The sequence below is a fragment of the Streptomyces prunicolor genome (genome assembly GCF_045162825.1).
GTDB classification, from domain to species: Bacteria; Actinomycetota; Actinomycetes; order Streptomycetales; family Streptomycetaceae; genus Streptomyces; species Streptomyces prunicolor.
This window is the reverse complement of record NZ_CP108676.1, coordinates 10,574,704-10,589,847: the sequence shown is the minus strand read 5'-3', so window position 1 is coordinate 10,589,847 and position 15,144 is coordinate 10,574,704. Positions and strand designations below refer to the sequence as shown.

Below are 15,144 nucleotides of genomic sequence, written 5' to 3'. Positions count from 1 at the left end.
CCGTGCGCAGACTTCTCATCGCGGCCTCCTCAGCCGCCGCCCTCCTTCTGACCTTGACGGCCTGCGGCAGCAGTGACTCGTCCTCGTCGTCCGCCGCCGCGGCCCCGACCGGCTGTACACCCAAGGTCGGCAAGGCGGACCTGGTCAAGGCGGGCACGCTGACGATCTCGACCAACGCGACGCTGCCGCCCATGCAGTACCTGGACGCCTCGAACAAGATCGTCGGCATGCGGGTGGACCTCGGCAACGAGATAGCCAAACTCCTCTGTCTCACCCCGAAGTTCGTCAACATCCCCTTCGACGCGCAGATCCCCGGTGTGCAGTCCGGGCGCTGGGACATGATCGACACCGGCATGTTCTACACACCGGAGCGCGCCAAGACCGTCAAGCTCGTCCCCTACGAGGTCCAGGGCGTCTCGATCTCGGTCGCCAAGGGCAACCCGAAGAAGATCACCTCCGAGGCCGACCTGTCCGGCAAGACCATCGCCGTAGAGGCCCCGGGCTACGAGTTCGACACCCTCACCGCGCTCAACAAGGAGCTGAAGGCGGCCGGCAAGAAGCAGGTCACCGTCCGCACCTTCACCACCACTGCCGATGCCTACCAGGCGCTGTCCGCGGGCCAGGTGGAGGGCGTGGCCATCGTCGAGGCGGTCACCAGCTACTACCAGAAGGACGGGCGCTTCGAGACGGCGGTCAAGGGCATGAACCCGGCCCCGCTCGCCCTCGGTTTCGGCAAGCAGAAGCCCGCCGACGCGGTCGCGAACGCGCTCAACACCCTTCGTAGCAACGGGTACTTGGCCACGTTGTACAAGAAGTACGGCGTCACGGCCTACACCGGCGACCTCAAGGTGACCACCGGCGCGATCAGCGCGAAGTAACCCGTTCACCGCCAAGCAACCAGCGAAGGGCGAGAGCCATGTGGTCGTGGGATGCCTTCTTCGACTTCCTCACCAATCCCCAGCTCATCCAGGGAGCCTGGACGACGATCTGGCTGACCGCGGTCAGCATGGCGCTCGCCCTTCCGCTCGCCGTGCTCGTGGCGCTGGGCAGGGCGTCCCGCATCGCGCCGGTCCGTGCGGTCACCGGCTTCTACGTGTGGCTGATGCGGGGCACACCTCTCCTGGTCCAACTGGTCATCATCTACACGGGGTTGCCCCAGCTGGGCCTGCGCCTCGGCGTGATCAGCGCGGCCCTGACCGGCCTGGTCCTCAACGAGGCGGCGTATCTCTCGGAGATCGTCCGGGCCGGGGTCCTGTCGGTCCCGCGCGGCCAGTCCGAGGCCGCCCGCGCGCTGGGTATGCCGCCCTGGAAGGTGTTCCGGGTGGTGGTCATGCCGCAGGCGCTGCGGGTGATGGTTCCGCCGCTCGGCAACAGTTTCAACGGACTGCTCAAGACGACCACGCTCGTCTCGGTGATCTCGGTCGAAGAGCTGCTGCGCCGCACGCAGTTCGCCGTCCAGACCAACTTCCGGGTCCTGGAAGGCCTTACGGCAGCCGCCTTGTACTACCTGGCGATGACCACCCTGTGGGGACTGGTCCAGCGGTGGCTGGAGATCCGGGTCGGCCGCGGCCACCAGACCGGGCCGAGCAAAGGCCGTCGCGTCAAGACCGCCGCCGTACCGGCACTCGAAATGGAGATCCGATGACCATCGAGACGGTCGTGGAAGCGCGCCAAGTACGCAAGTCCTACGGCGGTGTTGAAGTCCTGAAGGGCATCGACCTGACCGTCCGGCAAGGGGAGGTCGTGCTCGTCCTGGGTCCTTCGGGCGGCGGCAAGAGCACCTTCCTGCGCACCCTCAACCACCTGGAGACCCCCGACTCGGGCACCGTCAGCATCTGCGGCGAACGGATCGGCTACGGCGAGCGGGGCGGGCGCCAACTAGCCCTGCGGGAGCGGCGGATCGCCGTCCAGCGGCGGCGCACCGGCATGGTGTTCCAGCAGTTCAACCTGTTCCCGAACATGACCGCGCTGGACAACGTGGCGTCCGGTCCGGTGCATGTGAACGGTGTCTCCAAGTCCGAAGCACGCGGCGCGGCCCGCGAGTTGCTGGCCATGGTGGGACTCGCCGACAAGACCGGCTCCTACCCGTCCCAGCTCTCCGGCGGCCAGCAGCAGCGGGTGGCCATTGCCCGTGCCCTGGCGATGCGCCCGGAGTTGCTGCTCTTCGACGAGCCGACCTCCGCGCTCGACCCGGAGATGGTCGGCGAGGTCCTCGACGTCATGGTCCGGCTCCGCGAGGAGGGCATGACCATGATCGTGGTCAGCCATGAGATGGGCTTCGCCCGGGCGGCGGCCGACCGGGTGGTGTTCATCGCCGACGGCACGGTGGTGGAGGACAAGTCCCCGGACCTCTTCTTCTCCGCGCCGGAGCACGAACGCACCCGCCAGTTCCTGGACCGGATCCTGTGAACCCCCCACTCCCCTTGAGCCCTGTGAGCACAGCCATGAGCACCGACTCCCCTCCGCAGACGGTCACCGTGACCATCGACGGCACCCCCGGCCAGGCCTGGGCGGGCCAGTCCGTGACCGCCGCCCTGGTCGCGGCCGGCATCTGGCCGCTGCGCCGCAACCCGGTCAACGGCCAACTGCGCGGCCCTTTTTGTGGGATGGGCGTCTGCCTGGAGTGCGAGGTGACCATCAACGGCCGCCCCGGATCCCGCAGTTGCACCGCGCACGTCACCGACGGCATGGACATCCGCACCCACACCGAACCCCTGTCGAAGGCCGCGCATGGCTGACGTCATGGCGGAGTCGGAGGCGGACGTCGCAGTCATCGGGGGCGGGCCGGCGGGACTGCACGCGGCGCTGGTCCTGGCCCGGGGCGGGCTGAGTGTCGTCCTGCTCGACGAGTCCGACACGCTGGGCGGTCAGTACTACAAGCGCCGGGCCGAGCAACTCACCGCCGCCTTCGGCGACTTCCGCCCACGCGGCACCGAACTCATCCGCCAGGTACGAGACTCCGGCGTCGACTGCCGCACCGGCACTCTGGTCTGGGGCGCGGAGGACGGAGGCCGCACCCTCTTCACCTCGGACGTCCGCACGGGCGCCCTCGGTCGCGTCAGCACCCGCGCCACCCTCGCCGCCACCGGGGCGTACGAACGCTCCCTGCCCTTCCCTGGTTGGACGTTGCCGGGTGTCGTCACCCCCGGGTTCGCCCTGCACCTGGCCACCATGGACCGGGTTCCCGTGGGCCAACGGGTGGTGCTGGCCGGGACCGGTCCATTCCTGCTGCCGGTCGCCTGCGCGCTGCTGGAGGTGGGCGCCCGCATCGAGGCACTGGTCGAGCTGAACCACCCGTACCGGCCCGGGATTTCCTCGATCGGCGGCGCGCTGCGGCAGCCCGCCCGGCTCGCCGAGGCGGCCCGCTATCTGCTCACCCTCGCCCGACACGGAGTCCGCGTCGAACAGGGCTCCCGCGTGCTGGCGGCGCACGGCGACACTCAGGTCACCGCCGTGGACATCGGCCAAGAGGACGGCAGCGTAAGGCAGTTGGAGACCGACGCGCTCTGCGTGGGCTTCGGCTTCCGCCCCAGCACCGAGCTCCCCCGGCTGCTGGGCTGCGCCACCGAGCCGGACCCGTCGGGCACAGAGCAGCTCCCGGTCGTGGACGCGGACGGCGCGACCTCGGTCGACGGCCTGTACGTCGCCGGGGACTGCGCCGGTATCGCGGGGGTGCACGCGGCGGGCGTACGGGGGCAACTCGCCGCCCACGCGATCCTGCGCCGCCTGGCACCCGAACGCCCGACCGTGCGACTGTCAGGCCTCCGCCGCCGAGCCCGCGCCCTGGACCGTTTCGCCGAACTGGCCGACCGCCTCTACCCGTTGCCGGCCACGGCCGACATTCCCGACGAGACTCAGGTCTGCCGCTGCGAGGGCGTCAGCGCGGGCGAGATCCGGCAGGCAGCCGCGACCGGCTGGAACGACCTGCACGGCACCAAGGCCGCCACCCGCGCCGGCATGGGCCCCTGCCAAGGACGCGAATGCGGCCACATCGTCGCGGCGTTGGCCGGACGGAACGAGGGCGCGGCAGAGTGCTTCGCGGCCCGGATGCCGATACGGCCGCTGCCCATGGCCGCGACGGTCGAAGGGCAGGAGGTCCCGTGAACCAGCCCGACGTTGTCATCATCGGTGCAGGCATCCTCGGCGCCAGTGCCGCCTTCCACCTCGCCGAACGCGGTTACCGGGTCGTGGTGTTGGAGCGCGGCGCGCCGAACAGGGAAGGCTCCGGCACCACCGCGGGCAACCTCCACATCCAGGCCATCCACACCCGCCGCCCGGGCCAGGAGGTCCCGGTCGACAGCGCCCGTCTGCTGCCGCTGCAACGCCGGGCGTCCGACCACTGGTCGCAGATCGAGGAACGGCTCGGCGCGGACGTGGAGTTGCGACGCGGCGGCGGCTTCATGGTCGCCGAAACAGCGGCCCAGGAAGCGGAGTTGCGGGAGAAGCACGAGTGGGAGCGGCAGGCGGGCATCCCCACCGAGGTACTCACCGGCGATGAGGCCCGCAAGGAACTGCCGCTGCTCTCCGACCGTGTACGCGCGGCCAGTTGGTGCCCGCTGGACGGCTACGCCAACCCGCTCCTGATCACCCCCGCCTATCTCGCCGCGGCCCGCCGACTCGGCGTCGAGGTGCACGCCTTCACTCCGGTGACCGGCATCCAGCGGGTCTGCGACGACTACAAGGTGCTGTCGGGCGACCGGAGTTGGACAGCTCCCGTGATCGTCAACGTGGCCGGGCCGTGGATCACCGAGATCTCCGCACTCGCCGGGGTGGGGATACAGATGTCCCCGGTCGCGATCCAGATGCATGTGACCGTGCGGGTCCCGCCGGTCATGCACCATCTGGTCCAGCACATCGGCGAGGGCATGTCGGTCAAGCAGGTCAGCGCGGGCAACCTGCTGATCGGCGGCGGCTGGCCCGCGGCGAGGCTCGACATGGAAGGGCGCAGCACCGTCAGCGTGCCCAGCATGGCCGGCAACCTCGCGCAGGCCGGGCGCGTCCTGCCGTTCCTCGGCGGTCTGCGGCTGCTGCGGATGTGGGCCGGACCGCTGGCCGCGACCCCGGACGAGATGCCGGTGGTCGGCGAAGTCCCCGGCCACCCGGGCTTCTTCGTCGCGGGCGGCACCTACGCCTTCACCCTCGCCCCGGTGTGGGGCGACACGCTGGCCCGCCAGATCGCCGGGGAGGCCCCGGCCGACCCGGTGGACGACCTCGGACCGGGCCGCCTGCTCCACGACGACGCCTCCACTCCCGTATCACCTTGAAAGGCACTCCCCCATGACCCTGAGAATGTTCGTCAACGGCCAGGCCATGTCCGGAGGCACCCTCAACCACGCGCTGAGCGAGGCCCACCTCCTCGGCCCCGCCCGCACGGCGCCCACGTACCGCTTCTTCTCCGTACGCGACGAGTTCCCCGGCCTGCACCCGGTCACGGAGGGCGGCGCGTCGATCAACGGCGAGGTGTACGAGGTCAGTTACGAGGTGCTGCGCGAGCAACTGCTCCCCAGGGAACCTGCGGAACTCGAACTGGGCGTCATTGCCCTGGCCGACGGCTCGGGCTCCTTCTCGATGCGGATGCGCGCCTCCGCGCTGACGGCCCCCGGGGTCGTCGACATCACCGCCCACGGCGGCTGGCACGCCTACCTCGCCTCTCTCTGACAGTTCGTCCTCGCTGGAGGTCAGCCATGTCCCACCACCCCTCATCGATCGAACCCGTCGCATCCGCCCAGCCCGTCGACCTCGTCGTCCGAGGCGGCACCGTGGTCAACGCCGACTGGCAGGGCGCCGCGGACGTCCTGATCGGCGGCGGCAAGGTGCTCGGGCTGGTGGAGCCGGGCGCGTACCGCGCCGTACAGGCCCCCGGCACCACCGAGTTGGACGCCTCGGGACGCCTCGTGCTGCCCGGCGGCGTGGACCCGCACTGCCATGTCGGCTTCACCTCGGGGGACTTCACCTCCCTCGACGACTACCGCCAGGCCACCACGGCGGCCGTCTTCGGCGGTACGACCACGATCGTGGACTTCGCCATCCCGCGCCCCGGCGAGAACCCGGCCGACGTAGCGGCGACCCAACGGGCCAAGGCGGCACAGGGGTTGTGCGACAGCGCGCTGCACGGGTGCGTGGTCGAGTGGGACGACACCGTGCCGGAACAGCTGCGGTCTCTGGCCTCCGACGGCATCGTCACGGTGAAGATGTTCACCACCTACCGCGGCGAGACCATGGCCGACGAGAAGACCATCCTCAACGTGATGACCACACTGCGGGACCTCGGCGGCATGGTGGTCATCCACTGCGAGGCCGACCACATCATCGCGGACACACAGGAGCGCGGCGAGGCGGCCGGGGCGATCAGCGCGGGCCATCACGCCGGTACCCGGCCGGAGTTGGCCGAGAACGCGTCCGTCGCCGAGATCCTCGCCATCGCGGAGTCGGTGTCGGCCCCGGTGTACTTCGTCCACCAGTCGACGCCCGAGGCGGTCGACCTGGTGGCCCGTGCCCGGGGTCGGGGAGTGCGCGCGTTCACGGAGACGGTGGCCCACCACTTGGTCCTCGACGACTCGGCGTACGCGGGCCCGCACCCCGAACGCTTCGTGTGCTGCCCGCCGTTGCGGGACGCCGGCACGGTCGCCGGGCTGCGCTCACGGCTGCTCATGGGCCAGGTGGCGACGATCGGCAGCGACCACTGCTGCTACGACACGGCCCAGAAGGAGTCGGTGAGCCACGACGTACGGGCCATGCCCAACGGCCTGCCGGGAGTTGAGACCCGGATGCCGGTGATCTTCAGCGAGCTGGTGGTCAAGGGCGGCCTGCCGATGGGCCGCTTCGTGGAGTTGATGTGCGCCAACCCGGCCAGGCTCAACGGCCTGTACCCCCGCAAGGGAGTCATCGCCCCGGGCTCGGACGCGGACCTGGCGATCTGGAACCCGACGGCCACCCGCACCGTCCGCAGCACCGCCCTGCACATGGCCACGGACTACACGCCGTACGAGGGCATGCAGGTCACCGGCTGGCCCGAGACCGTCGTGGTGGGCGGCCGTCCCGTCGTCGACACCGGCCGGCTGATGGACGCCGAACCCCGGGGCCGCCATCTGCGCTCGGGCCCGCTGAGCCGGTCGCTGGTCTGCTGATCGCGCGGCTCGCGCCTACCCTGTTTCCTGGCCCCAGACCGATTCGCCCGCCCGCAGAAGGGACCACGTCATGGACCCTGACATCCGGACCCGTGCCGCGATCGAGGAACACTGGCAGGCGTCGGAGCGAGGAGACAGCGACACCGAGCACGCGATCTACGCCCCGGACGCGCTCCTCGACTATCCCCAGTCGGGAGAACGCTTCCGGGGCCGCGCCACGATCGCGGCCCAACGCGGCGGCCACCCCGCCGACCGCCACTTCATCGTCCGCCGGATCACCGGCGGCGGGGAGCTGTGGGTGAGCGAGTGCGTGATCACCTACGACGGGGTGCCCAGTTACGTGGTGAGCATCATGGAATTCACCGACGGGCATGTGGTGCACGAGACGCAGTACTTCACGGACTCCTTCGGCGCGCCCGAGTGGCGGGCAGCGCTCGCGGAGCCGATGCCGGGCCGGGACATCACGAGGGCCTGACCACGTCCGACCCTTCGCTTTCCGTTTGCGAACTCGAACACACCCCGAACGTCGGAGATCGGGCGGGTTACGATCGATTCGAACGTAAGCCCCTCAGAGTGAGCGGCCCTCCTGACGGGAGACCCGGATGACCACCAACGCCAAGCCGACGCGCCGGATCGAGCCCGGCACGTACGAGGCGTACATGCAGGACTGCCCGGCGGTGGCCCTGCTCTCGACGATCAGCAACCGGTGGGTCAGCCTGACGATGTGCACCCTCGGGTCCCACGGCGACCCGATGCGCTACAGCCACGTCAGCCGGGAGATCCCGGGCGTCAGCCAGAAGATGCTCACCCAGACACTGCGCATGCTGGAACGCGACGGCATGGTGAAGCGGACGGTCACGCCGACCGTGCCGGTGCGCGTCGACTACGAGCTGACCCCGCTCGGGCAGGGGCTGTACGGCCTGCTGTCCCAGGTGCGCGACTGGGCCGCGGAGAAGACGGACGAGGTCGACGAGGCGCGGGCACACTACGACGCCCGGCAGTAACGCACTTTAAAGTGCCTACTTACTAATCGATCGTAACCCGCCTAGCGTTCGTGATGTTCGGATACGCAAACGCAAGGGCGGACATCATGCGCGCTGCAGTCGTCAGGAAGATCGGTGGACCCGAGGCCGTCGAGGTCGTGGAGGTCCCACTCCCGGAGCCGGGCCCCTTCGAGGTCCGTGTCAAAGTCGCGGCTGCCGCGCTCAATCCCGCGGACGCCGCTGTGTGGGGCGGTTTCTTCGGACCGATGGAGGGGGTCGAGCACACCGGGCTCGGCCTGGACGCCGCCGGGATCATCGACGCGGTCGGCCCGGGTGTCCTGCTCAAGACCGGTACACCGGTGATCGTGTTCGACGCCCCCGTGGTGCGCCCCACGAAGGCCCAGGCCGAGTACCTGGTGACCGATCTCAACTCCCTCGCGCCCGCCCCCGAGGGCATGGACCTCACGCTCGCGGCGACGATTCCCCTCAACGCGATGACCGCCTCGCTGGCCCTGGACCACTTCCCGCTACGGCCTCGCGACACCTTGCTCGTCACGGGTGCCGCCGGTGCCGTGGGCGGCTACGCCGTCGAGTTGGCACGGACCCGGGGCGTGCGGATCGTCGCGCAGGGGAAGCCCGAGGACGAGGAGTTCCTCCGCGACCGCGGCGCCACCTGGTTCGTGTCGCGCGACGAGGAACTGAGCGCGGCGGTACGGCAGTTGGTGCCGGGAGGCGTGGACGGCGCACTCGACGCCGCGGCGCTGGGCGCACCCGCGCTGGCGGCCGTCCGTGACGGCGGCATCTTCGTGAGCGTGCGGCTGGATGTGCTGCCCGACCCCGAACGGGGCGTGGTCGTACGCCACACCTTCGCCGGCCCGGAACCCACTCGTCTCGCATTCCTCTCCGCCCTCGCCGAGGTCGGCGTGCTGACGCCCCGCGTGGCGCGGACCTACCCCCTGTCGCAGGCCACCGAAGCCCACACCCAGCTGGCCCGGGGCGGCCTGCGCGGCCGGATCGTCCTGGTGCCGTGACCCCGAGTCCGCCGTAGGACACGACGGCGGAAGGAGCCGATCATGAGGGAAACCCCTGTCGTCACCGCGGTGACCAGGATCTCCGCTCCGGTGGAGGCCGTGTGGCGCGTGGTCGTGGCGCTGGACCAGTACGCGCAGTGGCACCCGGTTCTGGCACTCGACGCCAAGGCCGAGGAGGTCGCGATCGGGGCAGAGGTTCCGGGCCGGGTCTCGGGCGGCGACGCCACCACGCAGGAGGTCACGATGCGGATCACCGAGGTCGAGCCGCCCCACCGGCTGGTCTGGGAAGGCGGATCACTCGACGCGATCCTCGGCAGGCACTCGTTCGTGCTCACCCAACAACCGGACGGCACCACGGAGTTGGCCGACTCCGAGGAGTTCTTCGGCGCCAACGCCGCTGAACTTGTACCGGCGCTCGACCAGCTCAAGGAGACGTACGGCCGGTACGGCGCCGCCCTGCGGGCACGCGTGGAGGCCCTGTCCGGCTGACGGGGCGGGGACGGCTTCCTCCACCCCTGTCGCGGACGCGGGCTCAGGGCAGCCGCGACAGAAGCGGAGGAAGCTTCTCCGTGTGTATTGATGTTTTTTTACGACGGTGAAAGGATCGCTATACCGCACCTCGGCGCCACGACGGGGGCGCGCATCCTGCAACGATCGGAGAGAACATGGCAGAAACCCCGTCCGTTCCCAGGCTCCCCGTTCCGGTCGCCGCCACCATCGCCCCGCCCGACCTCGCCGACAGCACCTTGCTGGAGGTCAGCCCGAATCCGCAGATGTCTCTGGGGACCGTCGAACTCGAGAGCCACCTCGACGTCGTCTTCGGCACGGTGGATCTGCCCAACGGCGAGTCGCGTGAGCTGAAGGCGGACGTGCTGCGGCCCGCGACGGGAGAGCGGCTTCCGCTGGTCCTCTTCCTTCCCGGTGGTGCGTTCCTGCGCTGCAACAACGCGATGGCGCTCGACTTGCGCCGGCACGTCGCCGAGTCGGGTTTCGTCGTCGCCAGCGTCGAATACCGCGTCGCACCCGACGGCGGCACGTACATGGATTCCGTTCACGATGTGCGCGCCGCCCTCGTCCATCTGCGGCAGCACGCGGACGACTTCGGCATCGACCCGCGTACGGCTGCGCTCTGGGGCGAGTCGGCGGGCGGACATGTGGCGGCGCTGACGGGGGTCACCAATGAACTGCCCGAGTTCTCCGGGCATTCGGGCACTTCCTCAGGAACCGTGCAAGCCGTGGTCGACGCCTTCGGCACCTCGCTGCTCTCGGCGATCGCCGACGACTTCGACGAGGAGGCGCGCCTCCACTACGAGCGCACGGCGACACATTTCTCAGCCTATGCCGGCAAGGCCGGCGCACTGTTCTCGGAGATTCCCGAGGCGGTCGCCGCTGCGGATCCCGCGACCTACGTGACGACTTCCGCGCCGCCATTCCTTCTCCTGCACGGCAGCGCGGACATGTTCGTCTCCTCCTCCCAGACGCAGCACGTGCACCAGGCTCTGCGCACCGCCGGCGCGGACAGCACCCGCTATGTCGTGGCCGGGGCGAACCACGGGGATTTCGGAGTCCTCGCGGATTCGGACGCCGCGCTCGCCTGGACGTCCGCGACCGTCGTGAACGTCATCACCGAATTCCTGCACCGCCACCTCGACCGCGCGGGCCTGCCGCAGTGACGGCCCACCCCGCCCAAGTGTCGCCCTGCGGAAAGTCCACGTTCATCCACCCGTTCTGGTCTCCTGGGATGTGGACGCGATCATGAGCGACGACCTGGACGGGATGGTGAAGAGCTGTGCCGAACGAACATGACCTGGACGGTGCTCTGCGGGTGGCCGTGGAATTGGCCGAGTGGGCGGCGGAGGCGATTCGCGGCGGAAACCGAGGAGGTGCGGGCCCGGTCCGGCAGAAGGCGAGCCCGGCCGACATCGTCACGGACACGGACGAGGCGGTGGAACGGCACGTACGCGCGGTGCTACGGCGGGAGTTCCCCGACTGGGGCATCGACGGCGAGGAGTACGGCGCCGAGGAAGGCACGTCGGACGACGCACCGCACTGGGTGATCGACCCCGTGGACGGAACGACCAACTACGCCCACGGACTTGGCTGGTGCTCCTTCTCCCTGGGCCTGGCGGAGCCGGACGGCAGTCCGCTGCTGGGCCTGGTCGCGGACCCGTGGCGGGGCGAGGTCTTCACGGCGGTGCGGGGCAAGGGCGCGCACCTGAACGGAACCCCGATCCACGCGGCGGACCACACCACGCTCACGGGCCATGTGTTCCTGACGGAGTGGGCGGCGCACGCGCACTGGCCCGGCCTTGACACGCTCCTCGCGAAACTCGCCGAACGCCACTGCACGGCCCGCGTGTTGGGCTCGACCGCACTGTCCTTGGTGCAGGTCGCGGCGGGCCGGGCGACCGCCGCCGCGATCGGCGAGTTCCACCCGGTGGACGGCCTGCCCGCCCTGCTCATCGCGACCGAGGCGGGCGCGGTGGCGATGCCACAACTGCCGTCGTACGGCGAGCCGTTGCTGCTCGTGGCACCGGAAGCGGCGGCGGAGACCGGGGAGTTGTGGCGGTCGACGGTCGGGATCCAGTGACTCGGACGGCGGCCACTCGGCCGGTGACCGTACGCCGCCACCATGTCCCTACGACAGGGGCATCACCTTGCGATAGGTGACCACCGCGGTCGCCGCGACCGACACGTGCATCAGGAGCAGCGCCCCGACGCCGGTCGCGCCGCCGTCGCCGTAGAGCAGGAAGTCGGGGACGAAGGAGATCACGACGAGGGTCGGCACCAGCCATCGGACCAGCGCCTGGGGGTCCTTCGAGACCTTGCGAACCACGGCCCAGCCGATGGCTCCCGCGAGTATGCCGACCGCCGTCAGGAAGATGTACGACGGTGCCTTCAGCGGCTGGAAGTCGTCGGGTGCGCCGACGGCCAGGGCGAGGAGGGCGAGGACCGTGTCCGCCGCGGAGGCCACCACGATCGCGGCGAGCAGGCCTCCCGCCACGGCGAGCGGACCACGGCGGACGGCGACGGCATCAGAGGCAAGGGACATGACAGCTCCAGGGGGATGAATTCGGGCAGAGCCCAAAGGGCCCCGGAACGAGCCGTTTGAACTCTCAAACGAGAGTCTGACCGAATCCGCTTGAAACTTCAAGCGTGACTGAAGGGGAGGAGCGGGAGTCGGCCGCCGGCTACGGCGGACCACTCGTCGGCCGCCTGCGTGCCAGGCTCACAGCCCCGCACGACGAGGAGACGCCGCCGAGCGGGTCGCAGACGTGGGACCCGACCCGGTCACGCCGCGTGCGGTCGCCCGCGGTTCACGGGTACCGGATCGCGGTCGGCGGCCAGGGTGGGGCGGTGCAGGGGCGTCGGAAGGTGTGGCGTCCCGAGCCGACCTCGAACGGGGCGCTGCCGTCCGGGAGTTGGACCTCGGCCCGGGTGTTCGGGGGTATCGACGCCTCGACGACGAGGATGTCCCCCTTGCCGCCCTTCACGCTCTCGATGCGCCAGCCCGCCTCGGCCCTGCCGTACGGGGTGTCGTGGGCCGCCTTCGCCCAGGTCAGGTCGCCGCCCGGGAGCGGGGCGACGCGCAGCCGCCGCCAGCCGGGTCCGGCGGCGGCTAGGCCCGCGACCGTGCGGTGCAGCCAGTCGGCGACGGCGCCGAGCGCGTAGTGGTTGAAGGAGGTCATCTCGCCGGGGTTGACGGTGCCGTCGGGCAGCATCGAGTCCCAGCGCTCCCAGACGGTGGTGGCGCCCATGGTCACCGGGTAGAGCCAGGACGGGCAGTCCTTCTCCAGGAGCATGCGGTAGGCGAGTTGGGGCTCGCCCGCCGCACACAGGGCGTCGCAGATCAGGGGTGTGCCGGTGAAACCGGTGGCGATACGGAAGGACGCACGGCGCACGATCTGCGCCAACCGTTCGGCGGCGCCCCGCTGTTGACGCTCCGTCGGTAGGAGCGAGAAGGCGATGGCCAGGGCGTAGGCGGTCTGGGTGTCCGAGGACAGTCGGCCGTCCGGCGTGACGAACCGGTCGGCGAACCGCTCGCGTACGGCCTGCGCGTGCGCGCGGAGGCGGGCGGCGTCCGCCTTGCCGTCCAACGGCCCAGTACCGTCCAACTGCTGTGTGCCGTCTAGGAGTTCGGCGACCTCGGCCAGGACCTCGGCGGAGCGGATGACGTACGCGTTGGCGACGAGGTCGCCGTCGGTCCGCGCCTCCCCCGGGCTGTCCGGCGGGGCCTGCGGGTCGAGCCAGTCGCCGAGTTGGAAGTCCTGGCGCCACAGTCCGTCGCCCGCGGCGGTGAACCGGATCGTGGCCTCGCCCCAGGCCCGCATGCTCGGGTACTGGGTACGCAGCACCTCCAGGTCCCCGAATCGCTGATAGAGGGTCCATGGCAGGAGCACCGCGGCATCGGCCCACACCGCCTGGGCACCCGCGTCCTGGAACGCGGCCGGCAGTACGTCGGGGACGACGAGCGGCGGCACTCCGTCCGGTCGCGCCAACTGCTCGGCGGACAGGTCGCGCAGCCAGCCGCTCAGCATGCCGGAGCAGTCGTGCAGGAAGGACGCGGTGGGTGCGAAGACCTGTATGTCGCCGGTCCAGCCCATGCGTTCGTCGCGCTGTGGGCAGTCCGTCGGAACGTCGAGGAAGTTGCCGCGCATGCCCTGCACGACGTTCTCGTGGAGCCGGTTCAGGAGGCGGTCGGAGCACTCGAACCAGCCGGTGCGGGCCAGGTCCGTGTGGAGTACGACCGCCTCGACGGCGGCGGGGTCGAGCGGGCCGGGCCAGTCGCCGATCTCGGCGTATCGGAAGCCGTGGAAGGTGAAGTGGGGTTCGTACACCTCCACGCCTTCGCCTCTCAGGACGTACGTGTCCGTGGCGGCGGCGAACCGCAGCGGGCGAGTGCTCAGTGCGCCGTGCTCCAGCACCTCCGCGTGGCGCAGGGTGACCTCGTGGCCGGCGGGGCCCTCGACGTGGATGCGCAGCCGGCCGACCAGGTTCTGCCCGAAGTCCAGGATCGTCTTGCCGGACGGGGTGGTGATGACCGCGACCGGGGCGACGGTCTGGGTGCGTCGCACGGGCGGGCCCGTCGGTGCCACCAACTCGGCGTGCGGGGAAGGCAGTTCGTGGACGCGGGTCCAGTCGGACACGTCGTGCCCAGGCGCGGACCAGCCCGGCCGCTCACGCCGTGCGTCGTAGGCCTCGCCGTCGTAGATCTCCGAACGCAGCACGGGACCGGTCGTCGTACGCCAGTGGTCATCGGTGCGGACGGTGTGCGTCGTGCCGTCGGCGTACGCGATCTCCAACTGGGCAAGGAGCGCGCGGTGTTCACCGTAGATGTTGCGGCGACCGCCGTGGAAGCCTAGGCGCCCGGTGTACCAACCCTCGCCGAGCAGGGCTCCGATGGTGTTCGCGCCGGTCCGCAGCAGGGGTGTGACGTCGAACGTCTGGTAGCGCAGGCGGTGTTGGTAGGAGGTCCAGCCGGGAGCCATGACCTGGTCGCCCACGCGCTCGCCGTTGATCTCGGCCGTGTGGACGCCGTACGCGCTGATGTACAGCCGGGCGGAGGCGACGGGACCGGTGAGGGTGAAGTCGCGGCGGAGCAGCGCTGCGGGGAGCGGTTCCTCGGCGAGGGCGCCGCTGTCCGGGGTGATGGGGCGGGCCGTCCAGTCGGTCGGTTCCAGGAGGCCGGTCTCGGCGTACGAGGTCGTCGACCAGGGTGAGGGGTCGTGCTCACCCTCACCCCAGACTCGGGCCCGTACGCCGACGCGTTGCCGGGAGCCGAGGCGCGGCCCGGGCCAGGGGACGAGGACGGACTCGGCGGACTCGACGCGTCCGGTGTCGGTGACGACCGTGCCGTCGGCGGCGGTGATCTCCACCTGGTGGGCGGCCTGGTGCCAGTCCCCGGTGTCGGTGACCGTGCGCCAGCTGAGGCGGGGAGCGTGCTCGCCGATACCGAGGGGTTCGCGGTGGTGCTCGAAGGTGGGCGGCGTGACATGCACGGGT

General features: G+C 70.5%; 16 protein-coding genes. 14 read left to right on the top strand and 2 right to left on the bottom strand.

Translation table 11 applies throughout. The annotated features are described in order from the left end of the window. Positions 1–2 precede the first annotated feature (2 nt). The 14 genes from OG588_RS47840 to OG588_RS47775 all read left to right on the top strand — a co-directional run bounded on the left by OG588_RS47840 (position 3) and on the right by OG588_RS47775 (position 11,731). Positions 3–878: an ABC transporter substrate-binding protein gene (locus OG588_RS47840; protein WP_398842921.1), complete on the top strand. Its 876-nt coding sequence runs from the start codon at positions 3–5 to the stop codon at positions 876–878. A gap of 38 nt (positions 879–916) precedes the next feature. Then, positions 917–1,645, top strand: a complete 729-nt coding sequence (locus OG588_RS47835) for an amino acid ABC transporter permease (protein ID WP_317770830.1) — start codon at positions 917–919, stop codon at positions 1,643–1,645. After that, positions 1,642–2,409, top strand: a complete 768-nt coding sequence (locus tag OG588_RS47830) for an amino acid ABC transporter ATP-binding protein (RefSeq protein ID WP_405952794.1) — start codon at positions 1,642–1,644, stop codon at positions 2,407–2,409. The genes OG588_RS47835 and OG588_RS47830 overlap by 4 nt, the downstream gene beginning before the upstream one ends. A 35-nt stretch (positions 2,410–2,444) precedes the next feature. After that, positions 2,445–2,738, top strand: coding sequence for a (2Fe-2S)-binding protein (locus OG588_RS47825; protein WP_405952793.1), 294 nt, complete (start codon positions 2,445–2,447; stop codon positions 2,736–2,738). Next, the gene (locus OG588_RS47820) at positions 2,731–4,104 is read left to right on the top strand and encodes an FAD-dependent oxidoreductase (RefSeq protein ID WP_405952792.1); all 1,374 of its coding nucleotides are present in this window, start codon (positions 2,731–2,733) and stop codon (positions 4,102–4,104) included. The genes OG588_RS47825 and OG588_RS47820 overlap by 8 nt, the downstream gene beginning before the upstream one ends. Then, positions 4,101–5,264, top strand: a complete 1,164-nt coding sequence (locus OG588_RS47815; protein ID WP_405952791.1) for an NAD(P)/FAD-dependent oxidoreductase — start codon at positions 4,101–4,103, stop codon at positions 5,262–5,264. Before OG588_RS47820 ends, OG588_RS47815 begins: the two co-directional genes overlap by 4 nt. 13 nt (positions 5,265–5,277) lie before the next feature. Next, the gene (locus tag OG588_RS47810; protein ID WP_405952790.1) at positions 5,278–5,658 is read left to right on the top strand and encodes a gamma-glutamylcyclotransferase; all 381 of its coding nucleotides are present in this window, start codon (positions 5,278–5,280) and stop codon (positions 5,656–5,658) included. 26 nt (positions 5,659–5,684) lie between these two features. Further along, positions 5,685–7,127 (top strand): dihydropyrimidinase, encoded by a 1,443-nt coding sequence (hydA, locus tag OG588_RS47805; protein WP_405952789.1) that lies wholly within the window; start codon positions 5,685–5,687, stop codon positions 7,125–7,127. Positions 7,128–7,197: 70 nt separating this feature from the next. Beyond that, a complete protein-coding gene (locus OG588_RS47800) occupies positions 7,198–7,602 on the top strand; it encodes a nuclear transport factor 2 family protein (RefSeq protein ID WP_405952788.1) in 405 nt (134 codons plus the stop codon). A 127-nt stretch (positions 7,603–7,729) separates the two neighbouring features. Continuing rightward, complete coding sequence (locus OG588_RS47795; protein ID WP_019056206.1) at positions 7,730–8,131, top strand: helix-turn-helix domain-containing protein; 402 nt, start codon at positions 7,730–7,732, stop codon at positions 8,129–8,131. Between the two features lie 86 nt (positions 8,132–8,217). Continuing rightward, a complete protein-coding gene (locus tag OG588_RS47790) occupies positions 8,218–9,141 on the top strand; it encodes a zinc-binding dehydrogenase (protein WP_405952787.1) in 924 nt (307 codons plus the stop codon). A 42-nt stretch (positions 9,142–9,183) separates the two neighbouring features. Then, the gene (locus OG588_RS47785) at positions 9,184–9,630 is read left to right on the top strand and encodes an SRPBCC domain-containing protein (RefSeq protein WP_405952786.1); all 447 of its coding nucleotides are present in this window, start codon (positions 9,184–9,186) and stop codon (positions 9,628–9,630) included. Positions 9,631–9,806: 176 nt separating this feature from the next. Beyond that, positions 9,807–10,814, top strand: a complete 1,008-nt coding sequence (locus OG588_RS47780) for an alpha/beta hydrolase fold domain-containing protein (RefSeq protein WP_405952785.1) — start codon at positions 9,807–9,809, stop codon at positions 10,812–10,814. Positions 10,815–10,930: 116 nt separating this feature from the next. Further along, positions 10,931–11,731 carry an inositol monophosphatase family protein gene (locus OG588_RS47775; RefSeq protein ID WP_405952784.1) on the top strand — a complete coding sequence of 267 codons (801 nt, stop codon included), beginning with the start codon at positions 10,931–10,933 and terminating at the stop codon, positions 11,729–11,731. A 48-nt stretch (positions 11,732–11,779) separates the two neighbouring features. Here the strand turns inward: OG588_RS47775 and OG588_RS47770 are convergent, their stop codons facing one another. Continuing rightward, positions 11,780–12,193: a DUF6069 family protein gene (locus tag OG588_RS47770; protein ID WP_405952783.1), complete on the bottom strand. Its 414-nt coding sequence runs from the start codon at positions 12,191–12,193 to the stop codon at positions 11,780–11,782. Between the two features lie 265 nt (positions 12,194–12,458). Continuing rightward, entirely contained in the window at positions 12,459–15,140 is a 2,682-nt protein-coding gene (locus tag OG588_RS47765) for a family 78 glycoside hydrolase catalytic domain (RefSeq protein ID WP_405952782.1), read from the bottom strand. Positions 15,141–15,144 lie beyond the last annotated feature (4 nt).